The 26,613-nt window shown below is 72.0% G+C and carries 24 protein-coding genes; 14 read left to right on the top strand and 10 right to left on the bottom strand.

The window, feature by feature from the left end; genetic code table 11:
• Window positions 1-44 precede the first annotated feature (44 nt).
• Both GFH29_RS10555 and GFH29_RS10550 read left to right on the top strand, forming a co-directional pair.
• Entirely contained in the window at window positions 45-1,130 is a 1,086-nt protein-coding gene (locus tag GFH29_RS10555) for a ferredoxin--NADP reductase (RefSeq protein ID WP_153323452.1), read from the top strand.
• A 247-nt stretch (window positions 1,131-1,377) separates the two neighbouring features.
• A complete protein-coding gene (locus GFH29_RS10550; protein ID WP_153323451.1) occupies window positions 1,378-1,659 on the top strand; it encodes an HU family DNA-binding protein in 282 nt (93 codons plus the stop codon).
• A gap of 106 nt (window positions 1,660-1,765) precedes the next feature.
• Here the strand turns inward: GFH29_RS10550 and GFH29_RS10545 are convergent, their stop codons facing one another.
• From GFH29_RS10545 to GFH29_RS10535, 3 genes are all read right to left on the bottom strand, one after another.
• The gene (locus GFH29_RS10545) at window positions 1,766-2,029 is read right to left on the bottom strand and encodes a hypothetical protein (RefSeq protein ID WP_153323449.1); all 264 of its coding nucleotides are present in this window, start codon (window positions 2,027-2,029) and stop codon (window positions 1,766-1,768) included.
• Between the two features lie 218 nt (window positions 2,030-2,247).
• A complete protein-coding gene (locus GFH29_RS10540) occupies window positions 2,248-2,928 on the bottom strand; it encodes an MBL fold metallo-hydrolase (RefSeq protein ID WP_153337224.1) in 681 nt (226 codons plus the stop codon).
• A complete protein-coding gene (locus tag GFH29_RS10535) occupies window positions 2,922-3,656 on the bottom strand; it encodes a maleylpyruvate isomerase family mycothiol-dependent enzyme (protein ID WP_194288928.1) in 735 nt (244 codons plus the stop codon). Before GFH29_RS10535 ends, GFH29_RS10540 begins: the two co-directional genes overlap by 7 nt.
• 201 nt (window positions 3,657-3,857) lie before the next feature.
• Between GFH29_RS10535 and uvrA the strand changes: the two genes are divergently transcribed.
• From uvrA to GFH29_RS10480, 11 genes are all read left to right on the top strand, one after another.
• Complete coding sequence (gene uvrA / locus GFH29_RS10530) at window positions 3,858-6,827, top strand: excinuclease ABC subunit UvrA (protein WP_153323444.1); 2,970 nt, start codon at window positions 3,858-3,860, stop codon at window positions 6,825-6,827.
• 44 nt (window positions 6,828-6,871) lie between these two features.
• On the top strand, window positions 6,872-7,294 hold the full coding sequence (locus tag GFH29_RS10525; RefSeq protein ID WP_153323442.1) for a Rieske (2Fe-2S) protein: 423 nt from the start codon (window positions 6,872-6,874) through the stop codon (window positions 7,292-7,294).
• A gap of 46 nt (window positions 7,295-7,340) precedes the next feature.
• Entirely contained in the window at window positions 7,341-9,374 is a 2,034-nt protein-coding gene (gene uvrC, locus GFH29_RS10520) for an excinuclease ABC subunit UvrC (protein ID WP_153323439.1), read from the top strand.
• Between the two features lie 29 nt (window positions 9,375-9,403).
• The gene (rapZ, locus tag GFH29_RS10515) at window positions 9,404-10,291 is read left to right on the top strand and encodes an RNase adapter RapZ (protein ID WP_416224763.1); all 888 of its coding nucleotides are present in this window, start codon (window positions 9,404-9,406) and stop codon (window positions 10,289-10,291) included.
• Complete coding sequence (locus GFH29_RS10510) at window positions 10,292-11,260, top strand: gluconeogenesis factor YvcK family protein (protein WP_153323438.1); 969 nt, start codon at window positions 10,292-10,294, stop codon at window positions 11,258-11,260.
• Window positions 11,261-11,397: 137 nt separating this feature from the next.
• The gene (gene whiA / locus GFH29_RS10505; RefSeq protein ID WP_153323436.1) at window positions 11,398-12,384 is read left to right on the top strand and encodes a DNA-binding protein WhiA; all 987 of its coding nucleotides are present in this window, start codon (window positions 11,398-11,400) and stop codon (window positions 12,382-12,384) included.
• 123 nt (window positions 12,385-12,507) lie between these two features.
• Window positions 12,508-13,503: a type I glyceraldehyde-3-phosphate dehydrogenase gene (gap, locus tag GFH29_RS10500; RefSeq protein ID WP_153323434.1), complete on the top strand. Its 996-nt coding sequence runs from the start codon at window positions 12,508-12,510 to the stop codon at window positions 13,501-13,503.
• Between the two features lie 3 nt (window positions 13,504-13,506).
• Window positions 13,507-14,721, top strand: a complete 1,215-nt coding sequence (locus GFH29_RS10495; RefSeq protein WP_153323433.1) for a phosphoglycerate kinase — start codon at window positions 13,507-13,509, stop codon at window positions 14,719-14,721.
• A gap of 5 nt (window positions 14,722-14,726) precedes the next feature.
• The gene (tpiA, locus tag GFH29_RS10490; RefSeq protein WP_153323431.1) at window positions 14,727-15,527 is read left to right on the top strand and encodes a triose-phosphate isomerase; all 801 of its coding nucleotides are present in this window, start codon (window positions 14,727-14,729) and stop codon (window positions 15,525-15,527) included.
• A gap of 30 nt (window positions 15,528-15,557) precedes the next feature.
• Entirely contained in the window at window positions 15,558-15,791 is a 234-nt protein-coding gene (gene secG, locus GFH29_RS10485; RefSeq protein ID WP_153323430.1) for a preprotein translocase subunit SecG, read from the top strand.
• A gap of 54 nt (window positions 15,792-15,845) precedes the next feature.
• Window positions 15,846-16,205, top strand: coding sequence for an RNA polymerase-binding protein RbpA (locus tag GFH29_RS10480; protein ID WP_153323428.1), 360 nt, complete (start codon window positions 15,846-15,848; stop codon window positions 16,203-16,205).
• Between the two features lie 146 nt (window positions 16,206-16,351).
• Here GFH29_RS10480 and GFH29_RS10475 read toward each other — a convergent pair whose 3' ends face one another.
• From GFH29_RS10475 to tkt, 7 genes are all read right to left on the bottom strand, one after another.
• Window positions 16,352-17,320 (bottom strand): hypothetical protein, encoded by a 969-nt coding sequence (locus GFH29_RS10475; RefSeq protein ID WP_153323426.1) that lies wholly within the window; start codon window positions 17,318-17,320, stop codon window positions 16,352-16,354.
• A 143-nt stretch (window positions 17,321-17,463) separates the two neighbouring features.
• Window positions 17,464-18,198, bottom strand: coding sequence for a 6-phosphogluconolactonase (gene pgl / locus GFH29_RS10470; protein ID WP_153323425.1), 735 nt, complete (start codon window positions 18,196-18,198; stop codon window positions 17,464-17,466).
• Window positions 18,195-19,109 (bottom strand): glucose-6-phosphate dehydrogenase assembly protein OpcA, encoded by a 915-nt coding sequence (locus tag GFH29_RS10465; RefSeq protein ID WP_153323423.1) that lies wholly within the window; start codon window positions 19,107-19,109, stop codon window positions 18,195-18,197. Before GFH29_RS10465 ends, pgl begins: the two co-directional genes overlap by 4 nt.
• 13 nt (window positions 19,110-19,122) lie before the next feature.
• Window positions 19,123-20,646, bottom strand: a complete 1,524-nt coding sequence (gene zwf, locus GFH29_RS10460) for a glucose-6-phosphate dehydrogenase (protein ID WP_153323421.1) — start codon at window positions 20,644-20,646, stop codon at window positions 19,123-19,125.
• A 13-nt stretch (window positions 20,647-20,659) separates the two neighbouring features.
• A complete protein-coding gene (locus tag GFH29_RS10455; RefSeq protein WP_228387423.1) occupies window positions 20,660-22,300 on the bottom strand; it encodes a glucose-6-phosphate isomerase in 1,641 nt (546 codons plus the stop codon).
• On the bottom strand, window positions 22,297-23,403 hold the full coding sequence (gene tal, locus GFH29_RS10450) for a transaldolase (RefSeq protein ID WP_153323419.1): 1,107 nt from the start codon (window positions 23,401-23,403) through the stop codon (window positions 22,297-22,299). The genes GFH29_RS10455 and tal overlap by 4 nt, the downstream gene beginning before the upstream one ends.
• A 48-nt stretch (window positions 23,404-23,451) precedes the next feature.
• The gene (gene tkt / locus GFH29_RS10445; RefSeq protein ID WP_153323417.1) at window positions 23,452-25,557 is read right to left on the bottom strand and encodes a transketolase; all 2,106 of its coding nucleotides are present in this window, start codon (window positions 25,555-25,557) and stop codon (window positions 23,452-23,454) included.
• Between the two features lie 99 nt (window positions 25,558-25,656).
• On the opposite strand from tkt, the gene GFH29_RS10440 reads away from it, so the two are divergent.
• Window positions 25,657-26,613, top strand: coding sequence for a heme o synthase (locus GFH29_RS10440; RefSeq protein ID WP_153323415.1), 957 nt, complete (start codon window positions 25,657-25,659; stop codon window positions 26,611-26,613).

Raw genomic sequence — 26,613 nt, 5'->3', positions numbered from 1 at the left:
GCACCCCCCCGCCGCGCCGTACGTCCCCAACGAGGAAGAGATCCGTGGACACCGACTCCTTCGAGCTCAAGGTCATCGACGTCGTCGAGGAGACCGCCGACGCGCACTCGATCACCGTCGAGGTGCCCGAGGGCGCCGAGGAGCACTTCGCCTACCGGCCCGGACAGTTCCTCACGGTGGCGGTGCCGAGCGAGCGCACCGGGGTGGCGGCGCGGTGCTACTCGCTGTCCAGCAGCCCGGTGGGCGACGGCCCGCTGACGATCACCGTCAAGCGCACCGCCGACGGCTACGCCTCGAACTGGCTGTGCGACCACGTGCGGGTCGGCGACACGCTGCGGGTGCTCCCGCCGAGCGGCATCTTCAGCCCCGCATCGCTGGACGCCGACCTGCTGCTCTTCGCGGCCGGCTCGGGGGTCACACCGGTGATGTCGATCATCCGCACCGCGCTGGCCGGCGGCACGGGACGGATCACCGTCTTCTACGCCAACCGCGACGAGCGCTCGGTGATCTTCGCCGCCGAGCTGCGGCGCCTTGCCGCCGAGCACCCCGAGCGGCTGCGGGTCGTGCACTGGCTGGAGTCGGTGCAGGGTCTGCCCACCCAGGAACAGATGCGCGCGTTCGCCGCCGACCACCTCGAGGCCGACGCGTTCGTGTGCGGTCCTGGCCCGTTCATGGCGATGACCGTCGCCGCGCTCAAGGAGCTGGGCTTCCCGCGGGCCCGGCGTCACCAGGAGAAGTTCATCTCCCTGGGCGGCAACCCGTTCGGGGACCTGCACGACGTCGAGGTCGCCGAGCAGGAGATCGAGGCCGCCGAGGCCGACCCCGCAGACGCTGCCGCCGCGGAGCCGGCGGCCCCGGTGCGCCTGGAGGTGGAGCTCGACGGCGAGACCTACGCCTTCGACGACTGGGCCCCCGGCACCACGATGCTCGAGCACCTGGAGTCGAAGGGTGTGAAGGCGCCGTACTCGTGCCGCGAGGGGGAGTGCTCCGCGTGCGCGGTCCGGCTGCTCGAGGGCGACGTGACGATGCGCCACAACGACGTCCTCGACGCCGAGGACCTCGCCGACGGCATCCGGCTCGCCTGCCAGGCCGACCCCGTCACCGAGGTCGTGCGCGCGTCGTACTCCTGAGCGTCTGCGGGCCCAGCAGGACGTGAATCGTATGCCCGTTCGAATCCGCGAGGCGCCGCCAGGACGGTGGTCCCGAGGGCCGCTGGGGGTGCCCTCGGAGGCGTCTGGGGGCGCCGCTGCGGCGCCTCGTGCGCCGTACCAGCGCGTGTCGCAGGCCCCGCCAACGCGGTGAGACGCGCCGATGCGGGTACGTTTCGCTGCGAAGAGGCCTTCCAGGGGCCTCACTTTCGAAAGGTGATCATCACCCATGAACAAGACTGAGCTGCGCGACGCGGTTGCTGCCGCTGCTGACCTCTCCGGCGCCCAGGCCGACAAGGCCCTCAACGCGGTGCTGGACTCCATCACCTCGGCGCTGGCCTCCGGCGACAAGGTGACCCTGCCCGGCTTCGGCACGTTCGAGACCCGCGACCGCGCCGCCCGCCAGGGCCGCAACCCGCAGACCGGCGAGTCGATGGAGATCGCCGCGAGCACCAACCCCGCGTTCAAGGCCGGCGCCCAGCTCAAGGCTGCGGTCTCCAAGAAGGCCTGACCGCACAGCGGTCCTCGGCGAGCGCGGTAGGCGCTCGTCCGGAGTCGGCGAGGTCGGCGCCCTCATGCGAGGGTGCCGACCTCGACGCGTGTGTGGGGGTGTGGCCTCAGCGGCAGGCAGTGGCGCGGGTCCGCGCCGTGCCGGACGTGCCGCCGGCGCGACTGGCGGCTGCGGCCTCCCGGCGTGCCTTCCGGCCCGTCTCCTTGGCGCAGTCGCGGCGTACCGACGCCGTACGCACCAGGGGGTCGGTCGCGGCGCGGGCCGCGGCGGCCGGCGTGGGCGACCCGGTGGCGGTCACCCCGGACGGAGCGAGCGCCGAGGTGGCGGCGAGCAGCGCAGCGGCGAGGGTCAGCTGGAACAGCGGCTTCACGTCGGGTCCTTCGGGGGGGGAGGGGGCGGTTCTGCCCAGTACGGCGAACCCGTGGCCCACGGGGGTGTCCAGTCCCCGTCGGACCCTCTGCCCGTTCTAGACGCAGACATCCTGACCCATCGCGCGTGCCCCCGCGCCGGTTTCGGCCGAACTGCCGGCAACCGCAGTACGGCGACCACGACGAGTGGCTCCTCGGGGTGCTCCCGGGGGCTACGCGATCACCAGCCGCGTGCGCGCCACTCCGCCAGGTGCGGGCGCTCGGCGCCGAGGGTCGAGTCGTTGCCGTGGCCCGGGTAGAACCAGGTCTCGTCGGGCAGCCGGTCGAAGACCCGCTCCTCGACGTTGGTGATCAGCTGGGCGAACGCCTCCGCGTCGCCGAAGGTGTTGCCGACGCCGCCGGGGAACAGCGAGTCGCCGGTGAACAGGTGCGGGTGACCGCCCGGGGAGCGGTCGTCGAGGAGCAGGGCGATCGAGCCGGGGGTGTGCCCGGGGATCGCGATCACCTCGAGCGTGCTCGCCCCGACCCGGACCGTGTCGCCGTGCTCGAGGCGACGCTGCACGGCGACCTCGGTCTGCTCGGTGATCGCATCCGCGTCCGGTGCGCCGGCGACGACCTCGGCGCCGGTGGCGTCGACGACGGCGCGCAGCGCGCGGTGGTGGTCCCAGTGGCGGTGCGTGGTGATCACGGTGCGCAGGCCGTCGGCGCCGATCAGGGGAAGCAGCACGTCGGGCTCGGCCGCGGCGTCGATGAGCGCCTGCTCGCCGGTGCTGAGGCAGCGCAGCAGGTAGCAGTTGTTCGACATCTTCTCGTCGACCGCGACCTTCGTGATCCGTACGCCGCCCAGCTCGCGCACGTCCGTGGGACCTCCGGGTCGGACCTCTCCGGTGTAGCTCACCATGCTCCTGTCCGCGGCAGCTCGCCGCTGTCGGTGTCGAGCCCGTCGCCGCCTCCGCGGCCCGAGAGCCACCACGCGAGGTCGGCGGCGGTGCCGCTGACGGTGGGGCCGGGGGAGACGCTATCGCCCTCGCCGGCCGCCCAGGTCCGCCCGAGGTCGTGGGCGTGCAGGGTGCACGGTGTGTGCACCCGGTGGCTCAGGGACTCGGCCAGCAGCTCGGCGACGCCGGGGGTCCAGTCGGCGCGGGTGAACGGCATGTCGAGGTCGGCGTGGTGGAGGGCGACCTCACGCAGCCGCATCAGGGGTACGTCCGCGGCGGCGAACGTGGCCCGGTTGCCGGGCGTGCGCTGGGCGCGCGCAGACCAGCGGTCCGCGGGCACGGTCGCGACGGCCTCGGAGAGCTCGGTGACCGAGCCCAGAAGCCGGTCGCGCAGCACCGAGGCGTCACGGGTCGCGAGCTCCTCGATGTCGCTGTCGCGTGCCTCGGGGGAGCGGTACATGGGGACGGCGGCGCCGAGCGCGGCCCCGCGCAGCACGCTGGTGAGCCCCTCGGCGTTCAGCGCGAGGTGGGCGACCAGGTGCGCCCGGCTCCAGCGTGGCAGCAGGCTCGGAGCGCGCAGCTCCTCCTCGGCGAGGGAGTCCACCGTGCGCACCAGGCTCCGGGATGCGGACGCGAGGTGCTCGAGCACGGCGGGCGACGGGGGCCTTGCCCCGAGTTCTGTGGGGCTCACCACGCCATCGTGCCGTGCGTCGCCGCAGATGGCGAGCAGCGTCCGGCGGCGGCGATCGGACTGTCGGTGCCGTGTGACAGGCTCGAACACGGTGCCTTTGGCCACCCCGCTACAATCACGAACGTTTGTTCGAACCCCCTCGTCGGCCTCCGGGCCGGTGGGGAGCGCACTCCGTCCGCACTCTCATCGAGGATCGCATTCGTGGCCGACCAGCTGATCATCCGGGGCGCCCGGGAGCACAACCTGAAGGACGTCTCGATCGACCTCCCGCGGGACTCGCTCGTCGTCTTCACCGGGTTGTCCGGGTCGGGCAAGTCCTCGCTGGCGTTCGACACGATCTTCGCCGAGGGTCAGCGCCGCTACGTCGAGTCGCTCTCGGCCTATGCCCGCCAGTTCCTCGGTCAGATGGACAAGCCCGACGTCGACCTGATCGAGGGGCTCTCGCCGGCCGTCTCGATCGACCAGAAGTCGACCTCGAAGAACCCGCGCTCGACGGTGGGCACCATCACCGAGGTCTACGACTACCTCCGCCTGCTCTATGCCCGCGTCGGCCGACCGCACTGCCCGACCTGCGGCGCCCCGATCGAGCGGCAGACCCCCCAGCAGATCGTCGACCGCGTCCTCGCCCTCGAGGAGGGGCGGCGCTTCCAGGTGCTCGCCCCCGTGATCCGCGGGCGCAAGGGCGAGTACGTCGATCTCTTCAGCCAGCTGCAGACCCAGGGCTTCTCGCGCGCGAGGGTCGACGGGGAGACCTACACCCTCGACGCGCCCCCGACGCTGGAGAAGCAGAAGAAGCACACGATCGAGGTCGTGGTCGACCGGCTCGCGGTCAAGGAGTCCTCCAAGCGGCGCCTGACCGACTCGGTCGAGACCGCGCTCAACCTCGCCGGCGGCCTGGTGGTCTTCGACTTCGTCGACCTCGACGCGAAGGACCCGGGCCGTGAGCTGAAGTTCAGCGAGAAGATGTCGTGCCCCAACGACCACCCCATCGACACCGACGAGCTCGAGCCGCGCTCGTTCTCGTTCAACTCCCCGTTCGGCGCCTGCCCGGCGTGCCACGGCATCGGCACCCGCATGGAGGTCGACCCCGACCTGGTCGTCCCCGACCCGCGCGCCACCCTGGGCGAGGGGGCGATCCAGCCCTGGAGCGGCGCGCACGTCGCCGACTACTTCCTGCGCCTGATGGGTGCGCTCGGGGACGAGCTCGGCTTCGACCTCAACACCCCGTGGGCGGAGCTCACCCCCAAGGCCCGCAAGGCGATCCTGGAGGGTCACCCCACCAAGGTCCACGTGGTCACCCGCAACCGCTACGGACGCCAGCGCGCCTACTACGCCGAGTTCGAGGGCGTGCGCCCCTACGTCGAGCGCCGTCACCGCGAGGCCGAGTCCGACACCAGCCGCGACCGCTACGAGGGCTTCATGCGCGAGGTCCCGTGCCCGGCCTGCGGCGGCAGCCGGCTCAAGCCGGTCACGATGGCCGTGACCGTGGGCGGGCTCAGCATCGCCGAGGTCTGCGCGCTGTCCCTCGACAAGACCGCGGAGTTCCTCGCCAGCGTCGAGCTGAGCGACCGTGAGCGCCAGATCGCCGACGTCGTGCTGAAGGAGATCGAGCAGCGCCTGCGCTTCCTGCTCGACGTCGGACTGGAGTACCTCTCCCTGGACCGTGCCTCGGGGTCCCTGTCCGGCGGCGAGGCCCAGCGGATCCGGCTCGCCACCCAGATCGGCGCCGGCCTGGTGGGCGTCCTCTACGTCCTCGACGAGCCGTCGATCGGCCTGCACCAGCGCGACAACGCCAAGCTCATCGAGACCCTCGTCCGGCTCAAGGAGCTCGGCAACACCCTGATCGTCGTCGAGCACGACGAGGACACGATCAAGGTCGCCGACTGGGTGGTCGACATCGGCCCCGGGGCCGGCGAGCACGGCGGTCAGGTGATCCACAGCGGGTCGGTCGCCGACCTCTACACCCACCCCGACTCGATCACCGGCCAGTACCTCTCCGGACGCCGAGAGATCCCGGTCCCCGCTGCCCGCCGTCCCCGGACCACGGGGCGCGAGCTCACCGTGGTCGGCGCCCGCGAGAACAACCTGCGCACCATCGACGTCTCGTTCCCGCTCGGCGTGTTCGTGGCGGTGACCGGCGTCTCCGGGTCCGGCAAGTCGACGCTGGTCAACGACATCCTCTACACCGCCCTGGCCAAGCAGCTCTACAACGCCCGCGCGATCCCCGGGCGTCACACCCGGATCACCGGCCTCGAGCACGTCGACAAGGTCATCCACGTCGACCAGTCGCCGATCGGGCGCACGCCGCGCTCCAACCCCGCGACCTACACCGGTGTGTTCGACCGGGTCCGCAAGCTCTTCGCGGAGACCCCGGAGGCCAAGATGCGCGGCTACCTGCAGGGCCGCTTCTCCTTCAACGTCAAGGGCGGGCGCTGCGAGGCCTGCATGGGCGACGGCACCATCAAGATCGAGATGAACTTCCTGCCCGACGTCTACGTGCCGTGCGAGGTCTGCCACGGGGCGCGCTACAACCGCGAGACCCTCGAGGTGCACTACAAGGGCAAGACCATCGCCGAGGTCCTCGACATGCCGATCGAGGAGGCCGTCGACTTCTTCGCGGCCGTCCCGGCGATCTCGCGCTACCTTCAGACGCTCGTCGAGGTCGGTCTGGGCTACGTCCGCCTCGGGCAGCCGGCCACCACCCTGTCCGGCGGCGAGGCGCAACGGGTCAAGCTCGCCACCGAGCTGCAGCGGCGCTCGACCGGGCGCACCCTCTACGTCCTCGACGAGCCGACCACGGGCCTGCACTTCGAGGACATCCGCAAGCTCCTCGGCGTGCTCAGCCGGCTGGTCGACGCCGGCAACACGGTGCTGGTCATCGAGCACAACCTCGACGTGATCAAGACCGCTGACTGGATCATCGACATGGGTCCGGAGGGCGGTTCCGGCGGCGGCATGGTGGTCGCCGAGGGCACCCCCGAGCAGGTCGTCACCATCGCGGAGAGCCACACCGGTCGCTACCTCGGGCCGATCCTGAAGGGCAAGGAGGCCGCACAGCCGAAGCGCCGCCTCCCCGCGAGCTCCGCACCCGAGCCCCGTGGCCGCACCGCCGCATCGGCCAAGAAGCGCGGTGAGCGGGTGCAGGCGGCGCGCGCCTCGGCGAAGTCCTGACTCCCGATCCCCACCCATCTCTTCCCCACCGAGAGGACAGCTTGATGACCCACGAGTGCACGGGCCCCTGCCTGGACCGCCGCAGCGCCCTCACCGCGGCCGCCGTCGCCGGCGTCGGGATCCCGTTCCTCGCCGCCTGCGGTGACGACTCCGCCTCGGAGCCCAGCACCAGGCCCTCCGGCACGGTCCTGACCAGCACCGAGGCCGTCCCGGTCGGCGGTGGGGTGATCCTGGAGGAGGAGAAGATCGTCGTCGTCCAGCCCCAGGCGGGCGAGTTCAAGGCCTTCTCCTCGGTCTGCCCCCACCAGGGCTGCCAGGTCTCGGAGGTCAAGGACAGCGAGGTCATCTGTCACTGCCATGCCAGCCACTTCGCCCTCGAGGACGGCGCGCCGACCGCCGGCCCGGCCACGCAGCCGCTCGACGAGGTCCGGATCAAGGTCGCCGGCAAGGACATCCGGCTCGCCTGACTCGCCGGGCACCGGGAGTGTCGGCGCCGGACCGTAGGGTTGGGGCGTGCCTCCCGCTCGTCCCGCCCGCTCCTCCCGGGGGCCGCAGTCCTACCGTCCCGCCCCGGGTTCCATCCCGACCCAGCCCGGCGTCTACCGCTTCCGCGACCCCCGCGGCCGGGTGATCTACGTCGGCAAGGCGAAGAACCTGCGCGCCCGCCTCTCCTCCTACTTCCAAGACGTCGGCCAGCTCCACCCGCGCACCGCCACGATGGTCACCACGGCGGCCAGCGTGGAGTGGACGGTCGTCAACACCGAGGTCGAGGCGCTCCAGCTGGAGTACTCCTGGATCAAGGAGTACGACCCGCGGTTCAACGTCAAGTACCGCGACGACAAGTCCTACCCCTGGCTGGCGGTCACCGTGGGCGAGGAGTTCCCGCGGGTGATGGTCGGACGCGGGGCGAAGAAGAAGGGCACCCGCTACTTCGGCCCCTACAGCCACGCCTGGGCGATCCGCGAGACCGTCGACGTGCTGCTGCGCGTCTTCCCGATGCGCTCGTGCAGCAACGGCGTGTTCAAGCGGTCCGCGCAGATCGGTCGTCCCTGTCTGCTGGGCTACATCGACAAGTGCGCGGCGCCCTGCGTCGGCAACGTCACCGCGGAGGAGCACCGCCGCATCGTCGATGACTTCTGCGACTTCATGGGCGGCCAGACCCGCACCTTCCTGCGCCGCATCGAGAAGGAGATGTACGCCGCCTCCGACGCGATGGACTTCGAGAAGGCCGCGCGGCTGCGCGACGACCTCGCTGCGATGCAGCGGGCGCTGGAGAAGCAGGCCGTGGTGCTCGGAGACGGTGCCGACGTCGACGTGATCGCCGTGGCCGAGGACCCGCTCGAGGTCGCGGTGCAGATCTTCTACGTCCGCGGCGGCCGGATCCGCGGCCAGCGTGGCTGGGTGGCCGACCGGGTCGAGGAGGGCGACGTCCCCGAGCTGGTCGAGCTGTTCCTGCTCCAGCAGTACGCCGGCATCGACCGCGACCAGGCCGCGGACTCGATCCCGCGGGAGATCCTGGTGCCTGCGCTGCCGCCGGACCCCGAGACCCTCGAGGAGCTGCTCAGCGAGCTGCGCGGGGCCAAGGTCGCGATCCGGGTGCCGCAGCGTGGGGACAAGAAGACCCTGCAGGAGACCGTCGCCCGCAACGCCGCCCAGGCGCTGGTGCTGCACAAGACCAAGCGGGCCAGCGACCTCACCACTCGCAACCGTGCGCTCGAGGAGATCCAGGAGGCCCTCGAGCTCGACGAGGTGCCGTTGCGCATCGAGTGCTACGACGTCTCCAACCTCCAGGGCACCGAGGTCGTCGCCTCGATGGTGGTCTTCGAGGACGGGCTGTCGCGCAAGAGCGAGTACCGCCGTTTCGTGATCAAGGGCGTCGACGGCCAGAACGACGTCGCCTCGATGCACGAGGTGATCACCCGCCGGTTCCGCCGTCTTCTCGACGAGCAGGCGCGCAGCGAGGTCCGCCCCGGCGGCGACGAGGAGAGCGGGCCGATGCTCGTGGACCCCGAGACGGGGCGACCCCGCAAGTTCGCCTACGCACCCGGCCTGGTCGTCGTGGACGGCGGACCGCCGCAGGTCGCGGCCGCCCAGCGCGCCCTCGACGAGCTGGGCATCGACGACATCCCGGTGTGCGGGCTGGCCAAGCGGCTCGAGGAGGTGTGGGTGGTCGGCCAGGAGGACCCGGTGATCCTGCCCCGCTCCTCCGAGGGGCTCTACCTGCTCCAGCGCATCCGTGACGAGGCGCACCGGTTCGCGATCACCCACCACCGCAACCGGCGCTCGCGCTCGATGGTCGAGAGCGCGCTCGACGACGTGCCGGGCCTCGGCGAGGTGCGCCGCAAGACGTTGATGAAGTACTTCGGCTCCCTGAAGAAGCTGCGCGCGGCCTCCCTCGAGGAGATCGCGCAGGTGCCGGGCATCGGCCCACGCACCGCCGAGGCGATCAAGACCGCCGTGTCCTCCCCGGATCAGACGGGCGAGGCCGCACCCACCATGATGAGCGTCAACACCGCGACCGGCGAGATCATCGAGGAGACCCCGTGACCCAGCGCGACGAGGCAGTGGCGTCCGGGGTGCCCGTGACGTCCGACCCCGACACCCCCGCACCCGGCCCGCTGGTGGTGATCACCGGCATGACCGGCGCCGGGCGCAGCACCGCGGCCAAGGAGCTGGAGGACCTCGGCTACTACGTCGTGGACAACCTGCCGCCCAGCCTGCTGCGCGACGTCGTACGCCTGGTCGATGAGAACCGGGGCACCAGCCAGCCGATCGCCGTGGTCGTGGACGTCCGCTCCGGGTCCTTCTTCGGCTCCCTGCAGGCCAACCTCGCCCAGCGGGCGACCGGGCGGCGGGCCACGCTGGTGTTCCTCGACGCCACCGACGAGGTCCTCGTACGCCGCCAGGAGGCGGCCCGGCGACCCCACCCGCTCCAGGGCGGGGGCCGGCTGCTCGACGGGCTCCAGCGCGAACGCGCCGTACTGGCCGACCTGCGCGGCTCCGCCGACCTGGTGGTCGACACCTCCGGGCTCAACGTGCACCAGCTGACCGACCGGATCGCGGAGGCGTTCGGCACCGCCGACACCACCAAGCTCCGGGTCACCGTGCTCAGCTTCGGGTTCAAGTACGGCATCCCCGTCGACGCCGACTTCATCGCCGACATGCGCTTCCTGCCCAACCCGCACTGGGTCCCCGAGCTGCGCCCGGGCACCGGTCGCGACCCCGACGTCGCCCAATACGTGCGCTCCCGGTCCGGCGCCGAGGAGTTCCTCGACGGCTACGTCCCGGTCCTGGAGGGGGTCGCGGAGGGCTACCTGCGCGAGGGCAAGCGGTTCATGCGCGTCGCCATCGGCTGCACCGGCGGCAAGCACCGCAGCGTGGCGATGGCCGAGGAGATCGCGCGTCGCATCGCCGACTCCGGACACCTCGTGCACACCGTCCATCGTGACCTGGGGCGCGAGTAGATGAGCCTGCGCGCCCAGTCGGTCGTCGCCTTCGGCGGCGGCCATGGCCTCTACGCGTCCCTGCGGGCGCTGCGCCGCCTCGTCGACGACCTCACCGTCGACGAGCTCACCGCCGTCGTCACGGTCGCCGACAACGGCGGCTCGTCGGGACGGCTGCGCGGCGAGTTCGGGGTGCTCCCGCCCGGGGACCTGCGGATGGCGCTGGCGGCGCTGTGCGGCGACGACGACTGGGGCACCACCTGGGCCGACGTCCTGCAGCACCGCTTCGCCGGAGACGGCGACATGCGCGGACATGTCGTCGGCAACCTCCTCATCGTCGGGCTGTGGGAGCTGCTCGGCGACCACGTCGACGCCCTGGACCACGTCGGCCGGCTGCTCGGCGCCAAGGGTCGGGTGCTGCCCATGGCGCTCACCCCGATGGACATCACCGCCGAGGTGCGTGGCCTCGTGCCCGAGGACCCCGACGCCCACGTCGCCGTCCGCGGTCAGGTCGAGGTCGCGACCACCGGCGGCGTGATCACCTCCATCGCCCTGGACCCACCCGACCCGGCCGCCTGCCCGGAGGCGGTGGCCGCCGTCGCGGAGGCGGACTGGGTGGTGCTCGGCCCGGGCTCGTGGTTCACCTCGGTGATCCCGCACCTCATGGTCCCGGCGATGCGGGAGGCCCTGGTCGCCACCGACGCCCGCGTCGTCGTCGTGCTCAACCTCGCCGAGCAGGCGGGGGAGACCGGCGGGTTCGGGCCGGCCGACCACCTCGCGGTGCTCGCCCAGCACGCCCCCGACCTCACGATCCACACGGTCCTCGCCGACCGGGCGGGCGTCGGGGACGGCCTGGACGAGCTCCAGGAGTGCGCCGACGCGTTCGGCGCCGACCTGGTCCTCGCCGACGTCGCGGCGGACGACGGCTCGCCGCGTCACGACCCCGCCAAGCTCGCCGCCGCGTTCGCCCGGATCATCGAGGGTCGCTGAGCACTCGCCCCCTGCGCCCGCGCCGGCCGCACGCCGCGTGGGCCCGGTCACGCGCCACGCTCGCGGCGTGCGGGCAGGGCTGGACATCCCCCATGTCAGTGTCCCGATCGATTGACTCGCGTGGGAGGATCTGGCCCATGGCGATGACGGGACAGGTCAAGGCAGAACTGGCCAACACCCAGATCACGAAGACCTGTTGCCGCAAGGCGGAGGTCGCCTCGCTGCTGCGTTTCGCGGGTGGTCTGCACATCGTGAGCGGTCGTGTCGTGCTCGAGGCCGAGCTCGACACCGGGGCGGCCGCGCGCCGGCTGCGTACCGACGTCCTCGAGGTCTACGGCCACCAGGCCGACGTGGTGATGGTGCAGGGCAGCGGGCTGCGCAAGGGCAGCCGCTACCTGGTGCGCATCGTCAAGGACGGCGAGGCTCTCGCCCGCCAGACCGGGCTGCTGGACCAGCGCGGCCGGCCCGTCCGGGGCCTGCCACCGGCCGTCGTGTCCGGAGGAGCCTGCGACGCCGTCGCCGCGTGGCGCGGGGCGTTCCTCGCCCACGGCTCGCTGACCGAACCGGGCCGTTCGTCCTCCCTCGAGGTGACCTGCCCGGGGCCCGAGGCGGCCCTCGCGCTCGTCGGTGTCGCCCGCCGGGTGGGCATCCAGGCCAAGGCCCGCGAGGTCCGCGGTGTCGACCGGGTGGTGATCCGCGACGGTGACGCGATCGGCCAGCTCCTGACCCGGGTCGGCGCGCACGAGTCGCTGATGGCCTGGGAGGAGCGCCGGATGCGCCGCGAGGTGCGGGCGACCGCCAACCGGCTGGCGAACTTCGACGACGCCAACCTGCGCCGCTCGGCCCGCGCGGCGGTCGCCGCCGGAGCCCGGGTGGAGCGCGCGATGGAGATCCTCGGCGAGGAGATCCCCGACCACCTCAAGCTGGCCGGCGCCCTGCGCCTCGAGCACAAGCAGGCCTCGTTGGAGGAGCTCGGGCAGCTGCACGACCCCGTGCTCACCAAGGACGCCATCGCCGGCCGGATCCGTCGGCTGCTGGCGATGGCGGACAAGCGTGCGGAGGAGCTCGGCATCCCCGACACCGAGGCCTCCCTGACCGCGGACATGCTCGCCGACGAGGGGTGAGCACCCCGGTCCGCAGCGTCGCGGGATAGCGATAGGCTCGGGGCGACCGTGACGGCGAACACCGCGTCGCGGCCCGACCATCGCGCCCCGCGCGTGACACCAGCGTTCCGAGGAGTCTTCGCAGTGACCGTTCGAGTAGGCATCAACGGATTCGGCCGCATCGGCCGCAACTTCTTCCGCGCCGTGCGCGCGTCGGGTCTCGACATCGAGATCGTGGGCGTCAACGACCTCACCGACACCGCCAGCCTGGCCCACCTGCTGAAGTACGACTCGATCCTGGGCCGTCTGGACGCCGAGGTCTCCTCGACCGAGGACGCCATCAAGGTCGGCGACCAGGAGATCAAGGTCTCCGCCGAGCGCGACCCGGCCAACCTCAAGTGGGGCGAGCTGGGCGTCGACGTCGTCGTCGAGTCCACCGGCTTCTTCACCGACGCCACCAAGGCCAAGGCGCACATCGACGCCGGCGCCAAGAAGGTCATCATCTCCGCGCCCGCCTCCAACGAGGACATCACCGTGGTGATGGGTGTGAACCACGAGGACTACGACCCGGCGAACCACCACGTCATCTCCAACGCCTCGTGCACCACGAACTGCCTCGGCCCGATGGCCAAGGCGCTCCACGAGGAGTTCGGGATCGTGAAGGGTCTGATGACCACGATCCACGCCTACACCGCGGACCAGAACCTGCAGGACAACATCCACAAGGACCTGCGCCGCGCCCGCGCCGCCGCGATCAACATCGTCCCGACCTCGACCGGTGCGGCCAAGGCCATCGGCCTGGTCCTGCCCGAGCTCAAGGGCAAGCTGGACGGCTACGCGCTGCGCGTCCCGACCCCGACCGGCTCCGCCACCGACCTCACCTTCGAGGCCGGCCGCGAGACCACCGTCGAGGAGGTCAACGCCGTGATCAAGAAGGCCGCGGACGGTCGCTTCCTGCGCTACTCCGACGCGCCGATCGTCTCCTCCGACATCGTCACCGACCCGGCGTCGTGCATCTTCGACGCCCCGCTGACCAAGGTCATCGGCAACCAGGTCAAGGTCGTCGGCTGGTACGACAACGAGTGGGGCTACTCCAACCGCCTCGCCGACCTGATCGACTACGTCGGCAAGACCCTCTGAGGCATGACTGACAACGGCACGCTCGCCTCGTTGATCGAGCAGGGTGTCCAGGGCAAGCGCGTCCTGGTCCGCTCCGACCTCAACGTCCCGCTCGACGGCACCACCATCACCGACGACGGCCGGATCCGCGCCAGCGTCCCGACCATCCGTGCGCTCGCCGAGGCCGGCGCCCGGGTGGTCGTGACGGCGCACCTCGGCCGTCCGAAGGGTGCCCCCGACGACCGCTACTCCCTGCGCCCGGTCGCGGCCCGCCTCGGCGAGCTGCTCGGCCAGGACGTCGCCTTCGCGACCGACACGGTCGGGGAGTCCGCCCGGTCCACGGTCGCCGGCCTCGCCGACGGCCAGGTCGCCGTGCTGGAGAACGTCCGGTTCAACCCGGGCGAGACCAGCAAGGACGAGGCCGAGCGTGCCGCGTTCGCGGACCAGCTCGCCGGCCTCGCCGACGCGTTCGTCTCCGACGGCTTCGGCGTCGTACACCGCAAGCAGGCCTCGGTGTACGACGTCGCCCAGCGCCTCCCGCACGCCATGGGCGGGCTGGTGCAGGCGGAGGTCGACGTGCTGCGTCGCCTGACCGAGACCCCGGAGCGGCCCTACGTGGTCGTCCTCGGCGGCTCGAAGGTCTCCGACAAGCTCGGCGTGATCGACAACCTGCTCGGCAAGGCCGACAAGCTGCTCATCGGCGGCGGCATGGTCTTCACCTTCCTCAAGGCCCAGGGCCACGAGGTCGGCAAGAGCCTGCTCGAGGCCGACCAGCTCGACGTGTGCCGCTCCTACCTCGAGCGCGCCGAGCAGACCGGTGTCGAGCTGGTGCTCCCGACCGACATCGTGGTGGACACGACGTTCCCGACGGGTGCGGCCGCGCCGCAGCCCCGGGTGGTCGCCGCCACCGACATCCCGGCCGATGCCCTCGGCCTGGACATCGGCCCGGAGTCGGGCGCGGCCTTCGCCGCGGCGCTCGCCGACGCACGCACCGTGTTCTGGAACGGCCCGATGGGCGTCTTCGAGGTCGAGGAGTTCGCCTCCGGCACCCGTGCGGTCGCCGAGGCGCTGACCAAGGTCGAGGGCCTCTCGGTCGTCGGCGGCGGCGACTCCGCGGCAGCCGTGCGCACGCTCGGCTTCGAGGAGTCCGCGTTCGGCCACATCTCCACCGGCGGCGGCGCCAGCCTCGAGTACCTCGAGGGCAAGGAACTGCCCGGCATCAAGGTCCTGGAGGACTGACACCCATGGCGAAGTCTGCTGCCCGTGTCCCGCTGATGGCGGGCAACTGGAAGATGAACCTGAACCACCAGGAGGCGGTGGTCCTGGTGCAGAAGCTGGCCTGGACCCTCACCGACAAGCGTCACGACTTCGACAAGGCCGAGGTCGTCGTGGTTCCCCCGTTCACCGATCTGCGCTCCGTGCAGACGCTGGTCGACGGTGACCGGCTCAAGGTGAAGTACGGCGCCCAGGACGTCTCGGTCCACGAGTCGGGCGCCTACACCGGCGAGATCTCGGCCGGCATGCTGGCCAAGCTCGGCTGCTCCTACGTCGTCGTCGGCCACTCGGAGCGGCGTGAGTACCACGCCGAGACCGACGCCGTCGTCGCGGCGAAGGCGCACGCCGCCCACGCGGCGGGCATGACGCCGATCGTGTGCGTCGGCGAGGGCCTCGAGGTCCGCCGCGCCGGCGACCAGGTCGCCTACACCCTCGCGCAGGTCGACGGCTCCCTGGACGGCTTCACCGCCGAGCAGGTCGCCGGCCTGGTCATCGCCTACGAGCCGGTCTGGGCGATCGGCACCGGCGAGGTCGCCACGCCCGACGACGCGCAGGAGGTGTGCGGCGCGATCCGCGCCCGGATCCGCGAGGTCCACGGCGACGCCGCGGCCGACGGCGTACGCGTGCTGTACGGCGGGTCGGTCAAGGCCGCCAACGTCGCGGGGATCATGGTCAAGGAGGACGTCGACGGCGCTCTCGTCGGGGGCGCGAGCCTCCAGGCGGAGGAGTTCGGCGGAATCTGCCGCTTCTACGACATGCCGGTCCTGTGACCGGCGGTCGGTGACGTAGGATTTCACACTGTGACTACCGTCCTCTCCGTCCTGCTCGTGATCGCGAGCGCGCTGATGATCCTCCTCGTGCTCCTGCACAAGGGTCGCGGCGGCGGCCTCTCCGACATGTTCGGCGGCGGCGTGTCCAGCTCGCTGGGCGGCTCGTCGGTCGCTGAGCGCAACCTCGACCGGTTCACGGTCGGCGTCGGCGTCATCTGGTTCGCGTGCGTGATCGCACTCGGCCTGCTGCTCGCCTACCCCTGAGTCCGCAACAACCACTCGGCACCATCGTGACTAGAGCTTGAGGAGACGTCGTCCGTGGCAGGTGGAGGAAGCGCAATCCGTGGCAGCCGGGTGGGTGCCGGCCCGATGGGCGAGGCGGAGCGGGGTGAGGCAGCCGCTCGCCAGACGGTGACGTACCACTGCTCGAACGCCCACCACTCCGTCGTGGCCTTCGCGATCGAGGCAGTGGTCCCCGAGGCGTGGGACTGCCCCAAGTGCGGGCTGCCCGCGAGCCAGGATGCGGCGAACCCGCCCCCGGCTCCGAAGAACGAGCCCTACAAGACGCACCTCGCGTATGTGAAGGAACGGCGCTCCGACAAGGAGGCGGCCGACATCCTCGACGAGGCGCTCAAGCTGCTTCGCACCCGCCGCAAGTCCGGCGACCTGATCTTCTAGGTCGCCCCCGCAGCACCGCATCACCCACTCGAACGCCGAGTCGGCGCCACTGGCGCGCCGACTCGGCGTTTGTGGTTGCGCGAGTCGGCGCGTGTGGTTGTCCCAGTCGGCGCGTATGGCGGTGCGAGTCGGCGCCAATGGCGCGATCAGGCGCTCCGGGTGCTGCGAGAGCGGGTCTCAGCGGCCCGGACGAGCTCCTGCATGCGCCGCTCGCAGTCGGCACTTCTTCCGAACACGTCCTCCGCGCGGAAGACCTCCACCAGCCAGCCGTCCTCGGCGACGCGCTTGCGTCTGCGGGCATCGCGCTCCTGCGCCTCCGGGCCGTAGTGCCACAGTGCGCCGTCGTACTCGAAAGCGAAGCGGCGGCGGCGTTCGGCGAGGTCGAGGCGCGCAAGGAAGCGGTCGTCGTCCCACACCTCGACCTGTGGCTCGACTTTGGTGAGACCGAGCTCGATGCAGCGCAGACGCAGCACCGACTCCGGCGGTGACTCAGCACGCGGGTCGGCGAGGGGGCCGATCGCGCGCAGGGTACGGACCCAGCGCATCCCGCGGAACCGTCGGATGCCGGCGAGGAACTCGTCGCGCTCGAAGACCCGGAGGCGGAACATCGCGTCCAGCCCGGTGATCGCCTCGTCGGTCCAGCGCACCCGGCCGAGGTCCCATGCCGTTCGCAGAGGGGTGGTCACCCGGAGTCCGTTCAGCTCGCAGATGTCGTCCGGGCGGAGGTTGCGCTCGCCGCTGCGCGAGAGGTCGTTGCGGCAGCGGCCGTGCCCGGCCGGCCGGAAGAGTGACAGCGGGCGCAGGTCGAGGTGCTCGCCGGGGGCGAGGACCATCTCGGCGCCCAGCAACCAGCCGGCGTGCCGGTCGACCACGACGGCGTCGGGCGGTACGACGAGGGCGAGGCAGGCTGCCCGCAAGGAGAGCGAGTCCGGCAGTGCCGCCGCGACGTACACGCCCTTGACGGGGCGTCGCAGCACGCGTGCCTCGACGAGCACCCGCAAGGTGTGTCTGCTGAGGCCCGCCGCGATCGCGGTGGCGTAGGTGAACGGCGTGTCGGGCGGGAGCGGGAAGCTCCCGTCGAGCGTGCCCTGGGCGAGCGTGGTTTCGAGGTCCATGGGGACACGCTGCGACGGATGAAGGCGCCTTCGTACTCGGTTCGGCCCGTCCTGTGGAGAGCTCCGCCATTGGCGCCGACTGGGCAGACCACACGGCCCGACTCGCGCCACCATTGGCGCCGACTCGGCGGAGGGGGGTGGGGTCAGGGGAGGCGGGAGGCGGCGGGGAGATCGAGGTGGAACACCGTCTCGTCGGTGCCGCCGACCCAGGCAGCGGGTACGTCGTGGCGCGCGGGGCGCGGGGTGGCCAGCGCCTGCGCCACGGCGTCGGCCTTGCCCTCGCCGCTGACCAGCAGCCACACCGCCCGGGCGCGGGCGAGCGCGTCGAAGGTGAGGCTGATCCGGGTCGGCGGCGGCTTGGGGGAGTCGTGGACGGCGACGGCCGCCCGGCCGGTCACGTCCAGCGCGGGCTGGCCAGGGAAGAGCGAGGCGACGTGGGCGTCGGGGCCCAGGCCGAGCATCACCACGTCGAAGCCGTCGGGGCAGTGAGCGGCGAGCTGGGCGGCATAGACGTCCGCGCCCTCCTCGGCGGTGACGGCGGTGTCGGTGGAGGCCATCGCGAACACCTTCGCCGCGTCGACCGGGACGTGGTCGAGCAGGTCGGCGTGTGCCTGGCCGGCGTTGCGCTCGGGGTCCTCGGCGGGGACGAACCGCTCGTCGCCCCACCAGACGACGACCCGTGACCAGTCGACGCCCGAGCCGGGGGTGAGCCGGGCGACCTCGCGGTGCACCTCGCGGGCGATGGTGCCGCCGGTCAGCACCACCTGGGGCTCACGCCCCTCGGCCTGTACGGCGGCCAGCCGCTCCAGCAGCGCCCGGGCGACGGCGGTGGCCAGCGTGGCGGCGTCCTCGTGGCGGACCAGCCGGGCCTCGGTCATGCCCGCTCCCGCCCGCTCTGGAGCACGTGCTCGGCGGTCTCGGCGTACACCTCGTCCTCGTCGAGGCGCCGCAGCTCCTCGGCGAGCAGCGCGGGCAGGTCGCGGCGACGCAGCGCGGTCGGACGGTCCGGGCGCCCCGGGGAGGTGAACGTCGCCAGCCGCCCGTCGGGACGGTCCAGCCGGATCGGCCCCTGCCGGGTCTCGAGCTCGACCTCGGTGATCCCGGGGCCGTCGGTGGCCCGCCGCTCGACGTCCACCTTCAGCCGGCTGCCCAGCCAGGCGGCGAGCAGGTCGGCGCTCGGGTTGTGCCGCTCGGCCCCGACCAGCGCGCCGGTGACGGTGAGGTGCTGCTGGTCCAGGGCGCCGGCGAGCAGCGCCCGCCACGGCGTGAGCCGGGTCCAGGCCAGGTCGGTGTTGCCGCGCGTGTACGACGCGCACTGGCGCTGCAGGGCGACCGTGCGCGCCTTCGTGGCGCTCGCGCTGTCGGTGATCCGTCGTGTGGCGAGGGCTCCCAGCGGATCGGCCGCGGGGTCCTCGGGGGCGTCGGTCGGCCACCACGCGACGACGGGGGAGTCGGGCAGCAGCAGCGGCAGGACCACGGACTCGGGGTGTCGGGTGACCTCGCCGCCGAGCCGGATGAGCGCGGTCTCCCCGCTCCAGCCGGAGCCGATGCCGACCTGGGCGTCCACGCTGCCGCGGCCCCGGCCGTCGCCGATGATCACGCCGAGCACCCGGGCGGGGTGCTCGTGGGAGGCCTGGCGGGCGACCCGCATGGCGTCCTCGGCGTCGTCCTCGTCGACCAGGACCACCAGTGTCATCACCATGCCCATCGCCGGGCTGCCGGCCCGGGTGCGGGCACGCACGAACTCCGCGGCGATCGCCGAGGAGGTGGTGTCGGTCAGCTCGATCATGCTCGCCCCTTCCTCACGGCCGGCGCCAGACGCGACCGTCGCGCGCCAGCATCGCGTCGGCGGACTCCGGTCCCCAGCTGCCGGCCGGGTAGGGGTCCGGCTCGCCCTTCCTCGCCCAGGCCTCCAGCACGGGGTCGAGGATCTGCCAGGACAGCTCGACCTCCCGGTGACGGGGGAACAGCGGCGGGTCGCCGAGCAGGACGTCGAGGATCAGCCGCTCGTAGGCCTCCGGGGAGGCCTCGGTGAAGGAGCCGCCGTAGGCGAAGTCCATCGACACGTCGCGGATCTCCAGCGTGGTGCCGGGCACCTTGGAGCCGAACCGCACGGTCATGCCCTCGTCGGGCTGGACCCGAATCACGATCGCGTTCTGGGTGAGCTCCTCGGTCGAGCTCTCGCTGAACGGCAGGTGCGGCGCGCGCTTGAAGACCACCGCCACCTCGGTGACGCGGCGCCCCAGGCGCTTGCCGGTGCGCAGGTAGAACGGGACCCCGGCCCAGCGGCGGTTCTCGACGTGCAGGGTGACCGCGGCGTACGACTCGGTGGTGGAGCCGGCCGGCATCCCCTCCTCCTCCAGGAAGCCCGACACCTTCCGCCCGCCGGCCCAGCCGCCGACGTACTGGCCGCGGGCGGTGGTGAGGTCCAGACGGCGGGGGAGCTCGATCGAGGAGAGCAGCTTCTCCTTCTCCAGGCGCAGGGTGTCGGCGTCGAAGGCGGGCGGCTCCTCCATCGCGACCAGCGCCATCAGCTGGAGCAGGTGGTTCTGGATCACGTCGCGAGCGGCACCGATGCCGTCGTAGTAGCCGGCGCGTCCGCCGATCCCGCCGTCCTCGGCCATGGTGATCTGCACGTGGTCGACGTAGTTGGCGTTCCAGACCGGCTCGAAGATGCTGTTCGCGAAGCGGATCGCGAGGATGTTCTGCACCGTCTCCTTGCCGAGGTAGTGGTCGATGCGGAAGATCGAGTCCTCGGGGAAGACCTCGCTCAGAGCGCGGTCCAGCTCGCGCGCGGACTCCAGGTCGTGTCCGAAGGGCTTCTCGACCACCACCCGGCGCCAGGAGCCGTCGGGTGCGTCGGCGAGCCCGTGCTGCTGGAGGCGCTGCGCGACGGTGCCGAAGGAGCCCGGCGGGATCGCGAGGTAGAAGGCGTGGTTGCCGTCGGTGCCGCGGGCCGCGTCGAGCTCGTCGACGGTCCTACGCAGCCGCTCGAACGCCTCGGGGTCGTCGAAGGAGCCGGGCACGAAGCGCACGCCCTCGGAGAGCTGCTCCCAGACCTCCTCGCGGAACTCGGTGCGTGCGTGCTCCTTGACCGAGTCGTGCACGATCTGGGCGAAGTCCTGGTCGGCCCAGTCGCGGCGGGCGAAGCCCACCAGGCTGAAGCCGGGCGGCAGCAGACCTCGGTTGGCGAGGTCGTAGATCGCCGGCATCAGCTTCTTGCGCGACAGATCGCCGGTGACGCCGAACAGCACCAGGCCGCACGGGCCCGCGATGCGGGGCAGGCGCCGGTCCCGGGGATCCCGCAGCGGGTTCTGCCAGGTCATCGCGCGCCCGCCCTCAGCCGAGCGCCGCGCGTACGACGTCGAGCCCGGCGGGTGACTCCACGTGCAGCCGCAGCACCGGGCGACCGTGGCCGGCCAGCACCTGGCCGTCACCGACCGCCTGGGCGGTGATGAACTCCTGGAAGGTGAAGGAGCGACCCGGCACGGCGAGGTCGGCGGCGGGGGCGGAGGTGACCTGGAGGAACACCCCGGTCGCCGGTCCGCCCTTGTGGTACTGCCCCGTCGAGTGCAGGAAACGCGGGCCCCAGCCGAACGTCACCGGACGACCGGTGCGCACCGCCAGCCGGTCGCGGGTCTCGGCCAGCGCGGCGTCGAGGTGCCGGTCGAGGTAGGCCTGGACGGCGAGATAGCCGTGGGTGGGGTCGAGGGTGGCCAGCAGGGCGGCCACCGCGTCGGCGACGGTCTCGGTGCCGTCGGGCAGCCAGCCGTCGGAGGCGTAGACGGTGACCGGCCCGTCGGTGAAGACCGGGGCGGGGGAGGATGCGGCACCGTCGAGCATGCTGCGTGCGGCGGCCTTCGCGCTCTCCACGTCGGGCTGGTCGAAGGGGTTGATGCCCATCACCCGGCCGGCGACGGCGGTGGCGTACTCCCAGACCAGCATCTGCGCGCCGAGCGGCAGGTCGAGGTGGGCGCTCCAGCCGGAGACCACCTCCACCGCAGCAGCGGCGTCGCTGTCCGCGCCGTACGTCGCGAGCAGGACGTCGGCGTGCCGGGTGGTCTCGGCGGCGGCCTCGAGCGAGCCGACGACGACCGGGAGGATGCCGTGGCCGTCCTTGCCGGTGGACTCGGCCACCAGCTGCTCGACCCAGTCGCCGAGGCCGGGGTAGCTGCCCCCGGCACCGGCCAGCGCGAGCTTGTCGACCCCGGACAGGTTGGCCGCCCCCAGCAGGGAGCCGAGCACGAGCCCGGGGTTGTCGGCGCTGTCCTTCTCGAGGGCGGGGCGCACCGACTCGGCCTGGTCGAGCAGACCGGCGATGTCCGCGCCGGCAAGACCGCTGGGCACCAGCCCGAAGGCGGTGAGCGCGGAGTAGCGCCCGCCCACCTCCGGATCGGCGAGGAAGACCCGGTAGCCGGCCTCGCGGGCCGACTGCTCCAGCGGCGAGCCGGGGTCGGTGACGACGACGATCCGCTCAGCGGGGTCGATGCCCGCGTCGCGGAAGGCCTGCTCGTAGGCGCGGCGCTGGCTGTCGGTCTCCACCGTGCCGCCGGACTTGGAGGAGACGACCACGACGGTCTCGCCGAGGCGGTCCTCGATCGCGCGTCGTACGACGTCGGGCGCGGAGGAGTCGAGCACGTCGATCTCCACGCCGGCGGCCGCGCAGATCACCTCGGGGGCGAGGGAGGAGCCGCCCATGCCGCACAGCACCAGGCGGGCGAGCCCGCGTTGGCGCAGCTCGACCCCGAGCAGCGAGATCTCGGTGACCAGGTCACGCGAGGTCTGGCTCAGGCCGACCCAGTGCAGCCGCTTGGCGGCCTCGTCAACGGCCGCCTCGCCCCACAGGGTGGGGTCGCGGTCGGCCATCCGGCTGGCGACCCGGTCGGTGACGAGGCGGTCGAGGACCTCCCCGTGCGGCGACCCGGCGGGCGTGCTGACGGCGATCGCCCCTGTCTCGTCCCACGCCATCGCCCGGGTCACGCGTTCGCCTGCTCCATCTGGCCGCGGACGGTCGCGACGAGCTCATCCCAGGACTTCACGAACTTCTCGACGCCCTCGGTCTCGAGGGCCACGAGCACGTCGGCGAAGTCGACACCGACCTCCTCGAGGCGGGCGAGGACCGCGCGGCCCTCGTCCTCGCGGCCGGTGACGAGGTCGCCGCGGACCTCGCCGTGGTCGGCGAAGGCCTCGAGGGTCTTCTCCGGCATCGTGTTGACCGTGCCGCCGACCACCAGGTCGGTGACGTAGAGGGTGTCCGGGTAGTCGGGGTTCTTCACCCCGGTGGAGGCCCACAGCGGGCGCTGCACGTTGGCGCCGGCCTCGGCCAGCGCGCGCCAGCGCTCGGAGCCGACGACCTCGGCGTACGCGCCGTACGCGATCTGGGCGTTGGCGATCGCCGCCTTGCCGCGGAGCTCGAGCGCCTCGGGGGTGCCGATCTTCTCCAGCCGGGCGTCGACCTCGGTGTCGACGCGGGAGACGAAGAACGACGCGACGGACTGGATGCTCGACAGGTCGAGGCCCGCCTCCTTCGCCCGCTCCAGGCCGGCGAGGTAGGCGTCCATGACGGCGCGGTAGCGCTCCTCGGAGAAGATCAGCGTCACGTTCACGCTGATCCCCTCGCCGATCACCGTGGTGATCGCGCTGAGCCCGGCCTGCGTGGCCGGGATCTTGATGAGGACGTTCGAGCGGTCGACGGCCTTGAAGAGGGCACGTGCCGAGGCGATGGTGCCCTCGGTGTCCTGGGCGAGGTCGGGCTCGACCTCGATCGAGACCCGGCCGTCGCCGGCGGAGGTGCCGGCGAGGGGCTCGAGCACGTCGCAGGCGTTGCGGACGTCCTCGGTGGTGAGCTCGAAGATCACCTCGTCGACGCTGCGGCCCTCGGCCACCAGGCGCCGCACCTGCTCGTCGTAGCGCTCGCCGTTGGCGATCGCGCTCGCGAAGATGGTGGGGTTCGTGGTGACGCCGACGACCGAGCGCTCGCGGGTGAGGTCGGCGAGGTTGCCGGTCTCGATCCGCTCGCGGGAGAGGTCGTCGAGCCAGATCGAGACGCCGGCGTCGGCCAGTGCCTGCAGACGGTCACTCATGTACTGCCTCCTGAAGTCGTGGTGGTGAAGTACCCGAGCGGGGCGTGCTCAGACCGACGAGACCCGGACGCTGTCGCGGGCGGCGTCGGCCACGGCCTCACCGGTGATGCCGTACTCGGCGTACATGCGCTGGTAGTCGGCCGAGGCGCCGAAGGTGTCGATCGACACGATCCGGCCGTGGTCGCCGACGATCTCGCGCCAGCCCATGGCGACGCCGGCCTCGACCGAGACCCGGGCCTTGACGGTGGGCGGGATCACGGTCTCGCGGTAGGCCTCCTCCTGGGCGTCGAACCACTCGCGGCACGGCATCGAGACCACGCGGGCGCGGATGCCGTCGGCGGCGAGGAGCTCGCGGGCCGCGACCGCGACCTGGACCTCCGAGCCGGTGCCGATCAGGACGACGTCGGGCAGCCCGCCGTCGGCGTCGAGCAGCACGTAGCCGCCGCGGTGGACGTTGGAGGTGTCGCTGAAGCCGTCGGTGCCGCGGGGGAAGACCGGGACGTTCTGGCGGGTGAGCGCCAGGCCGGCCGGGCGGTCGGTGTGGGACAGGATCGCGGCCCAGGCGGCCGCGGTCTCGTTGGCGTCGGCCGGGCGGACGACGTCGAGGCCCGGGATCGCGCGCAGTGCGGCGAGGTGCTCGATCGGCTGGTGCGTGGGGCCGTCCTCGCCGAGGCCGATGGAGTCGTGGGTCCACACGTAGGTGACCGGCAGGCCCATCAGCGCGGCCAGGCGCACCGAGCCACGCATGTAGTCGGAGAACGTGAGGAAGGTGCCGCCGAACACGCGAGTGCCGCCGTGCAGGGTGATGCCGTTCATGATCGCGCCCATGCCGTGCTCGCGGATGCCGAAGTGCAGCACCCGGCCGGCGGCGGGGTCGCCCTGCCACTGGTCGGTGGTGCGGTCCGCCGGGATGAACGAGGGGACACCCTTGATCGTGGTGTTGTTGGACTCGGCCAGGTCGGCCGAGCCGCCCCAGAGCTCGGGCATCAGCGGGGCGACGGCGTTGATGACGGCGCCGGAGGCCTTGCGCGTGGCCATCCCCTTGGGGTCGGCCTCGAACGTGGGCAGCGCGGCGGCGAGGCCCTCGGGCAGCGCGCGGGTCTGCATGCGCTCCCAGGCGGCCAGCGCCTCCTTCGAGGCCCGCTCGCGCCAGGCGGCGAAGCCGGCCTGCCAGTCGGCCTGGGCCTGCTTGCCACGGGCGACCAGGGTGCGGGTGTGCTCGATGACGTCGGTGGGGACCTCGAAGTCCTGCTCGGGGTCGAAGCCGAGGATCTTCTTGGTGGCCGCGACCTCGTCGGCGCCGAGGGCGGAGCCGTGCGAGGCGCCGGTGCCCTGGGCGTTCGGCGCGGGCCAGGCGATCACCGTGCGCAGCACGATGAAGCTGGGTCGGTCGGTCACCGCGTGGGCGGCCTGCACGGCCTCCCACAGCTGCGGGATGTCCTCGACGTACGTCGTGCCGTCCTGGGTCCAGTCGACGGTCTGCACGTGCCAGCCGTAGGCCTCGTAGCGCTTCGCGACGTCCTCGGTGAACGCGACGTCGGTGTCGCCCTCGATCGAGATCCGGTTCGCGTCGTAGATCACGGTGAGGTTGCCGAGCTGCTGGGTGCCGGCGAGCGAGGACGCCTCGGCGCTCACGCCCTCCTGCACGTCGCCGTCGCTGCAGATCGCGTAGATCTGGTGGTCGAACGGCGACTCGCCGGGGGCGGCGTCGGGGTCGAGCAGGCCGCGCTCGCGGCGGGCGGCCATGGCCATGCCGATGGCGTTGCCGATGCCCTGGCCCAGCGGTCCGGTGGTGGTCTCGACGCCGGCGGTGTGGCCGAACTCGGGGTGGCCCGGGGTCTTGCTGCCCCACGTGCGCAGCGACTTGATGTCCTCGATCTCCAGGCCCCAGCCACCGAGGAAGAGCTGGTTGTAGAGCGTGATCGAGGAGTGGCCGGCGGAGAGGACGAAGCGGTCGCGGCCGGCCCAGTTCGGGTCCGCCGGGTTGTGACGCATCGCCTTCTGGAACAGAAGGTACGCCGCGGGAGCGAGGCTCATCGCGGTGCCCGGGTGACCGTTGCCGACCCGCTGCACCGCGTCCATCGCGAGGGTGCGGGCCGTGTTCACGGCCTTGTCGTCGATGTCGTTCCAGTCCAGGGCAGCAGCAGTGCTCACAGGGTTCCTCTCGCGGGGCTTCGGGCGATACCGAGCCTACTCACCCCGCGCGATAGACTCAGCATCGCTCCACGCTTCCGAACATCATCGAGGACACCAGTGACGTACGTCGGCCAACCGGCCTCCGCTGCACCGTCGCAGTCGACCGGCGACGGGTCCGGTCGGGCCACCTTCAAGGACGTCGTCGCGGCGTACATCGGGCTGACCAAGCCCCGGGTCATCGAGCTGTTGCTCCTGACCACCGTGCCGGTGATGTTCTTCGCCGAGCGCGGCATCCCGCCGCTCGGGCTGGTCGCCGCGACCGCGGTCGGCGGCTGGTTCTCGGCCGGGTCGGCCTCGGTCTTCAACTGCGTCTACGACCGCGACATCGACGAGCAGATGCGCCGCACCCGGCGTCGTGCGCTGCCGCGCCACATCGTGTCGGCGCGCGCCGCACTGATCTTCGGCTTCGTGCTGGCGATCTTGTCGACACTGGTCCTCGCCACCTGGGTGAACTGGCTCTCTGCCGGCCTGTCGCTGGGCGCGAACGCGTTCTACGTCTTCGTCTACACGATGCTGCTCAAGCGCCGCACCACCCAGAACATCGTCTGGGGCGGCCTCGCCGGCTGCTTCCCGGCGCTGATCGGCTGGACGGCCGTCACCAACGAGCTGTCCTGGGTGCCTGTCGTGCTCTTCATGGTGGTCTTCTTCTGGACCCCGCCGCACACCTGGGCGCTGGCGCTGCGCTACCGCGAGGACTACGCCAACGTCGACGTGCCGATGCTCCCGGTGGTGGCCCCGGCCCAGGTCGTGGGTCGCCAGATCGTGATCTACAGCTGGGTGATGGTCGCGACGTCGCTGCTGCTGTGGCCGGTCGCCGGCACCAGCCTGGTCTACCCCGTGATCGCCGCGCTGCTGGGCGCCGTGTTCCTGGTGCAGGCGCACCGGATGTGGGCGCGCACCAAGACCACCGACGACCTGGCGGTGATCCAGCCGATGCAGCTGTTCCACTCCTCGAACCTCTACCTCACCCTGCTGTTCGTCGCGGTCGCGCTCGACCCGATCCTGGGTCTCTGA

The organism is Nocardioides sp. dk884, from assembly GCF_009557055.1.
GTDB lineage: Bacteria > Actinomycetota > Actinomycetes > Propionibacteriales > Nocardioidaceae > Nocardioides.
The sequence above is the reverse complement of the archived record's forward strand: the minus strand, read 5'-3'. Positions and strand labels throughout refer to the sequence as shown.

What these genes read in the sequence shown, in the direction of transcription:
- GFH29_RS10465 (WP_153323423.1), bottom strand. Translation starts at nt 19,109, where the DNA reads ATGATCGAGCTGACCGACACCACCTCCTCGGCGATCGCCGCGGAGTTC.
- GFH29_RS10540 (WP_153337224.1), bottom strand. Translation starts at nt 2,928, where the DNA reads ATGGTGAGCTACACCGGAGAGGTCCGACCCGGAGGTCCCACGGACGTG.
- GFH29_RS10510 (WP_153323438.1), top strand. Translation starts at nt 10,292, where the DNA reads ATGAGCCTGCGCGCCCAGTCGGTCGTCGCCTTCGGCGGCGGCCATGGC.
- GFH29_RS10550 (WP_153323451.1), top strand. Translation starts at nt 1,378, where the DNA reads ATGAACAAGACTGAGCTGCGCGACGCGGTTGCTGCCGCTGCTGACCTC.
- tal (WP_153323419.1), bottom strand. Translation starts at nt 23,403, where the DNA reads ATGAGTGACCGTCTGCAGGCACTGGCCGACGCCGGCGTCTCGATCTGG.
- whiA (WP_153323436.1), top strand. Translation starts at nt 11,398, where the DNA reads ATGGCGATGACGGGACAGGTCAAGGCAGAACTGGCCAACACCCAGATC.
- pgl (WP_153323425.1), bottom strand. Translation starts at nt 18,198, where the DNA reads ATGACCGAGGCCCGGCTGGTCCGCCACGAGGACGCCGCCACGCTGGCC.
- tpiA (WP_153323431.1), top strand. Translation starts at nt 14,727, where the DNA reads ATGGCGAAGTCTGCTGCCCGTGTCCCGCTGATGGCGGGCAACTGGAAG.
- GFH29_RS10475 (WP_153323426.1), bottom strand. Translation starts at nt 17,320, where the DNA reads ATGGACCTCGAAACCACGCTCGCCCAGGGCACGCTCGACGGGAGCTTC.
- GFH29_RS10495 (WP_153323433.1), top strand. Translation starts at nt 13,507, where the DNA reads ATGACTGACAACGGCACGCTCGCCTCGTTGATCGAGCAGGGTGTCCAG.
- GFH29_RS10525 (WP_153323442.1), top strand. Translation starts at nt 6,872, where the DNA reads ATGACCCACGAGTGCACGGGCCCCTGCCTGGACCGCCGCAGCGCCCTC.
- zwf (WP_153323421.1), bottom strand. Translation starts at nt 20,646, where the DNA reads ATGACCTGGCAGAACCCGCTGCGGGATCCCCGGGACCGGCGCCTGCCC.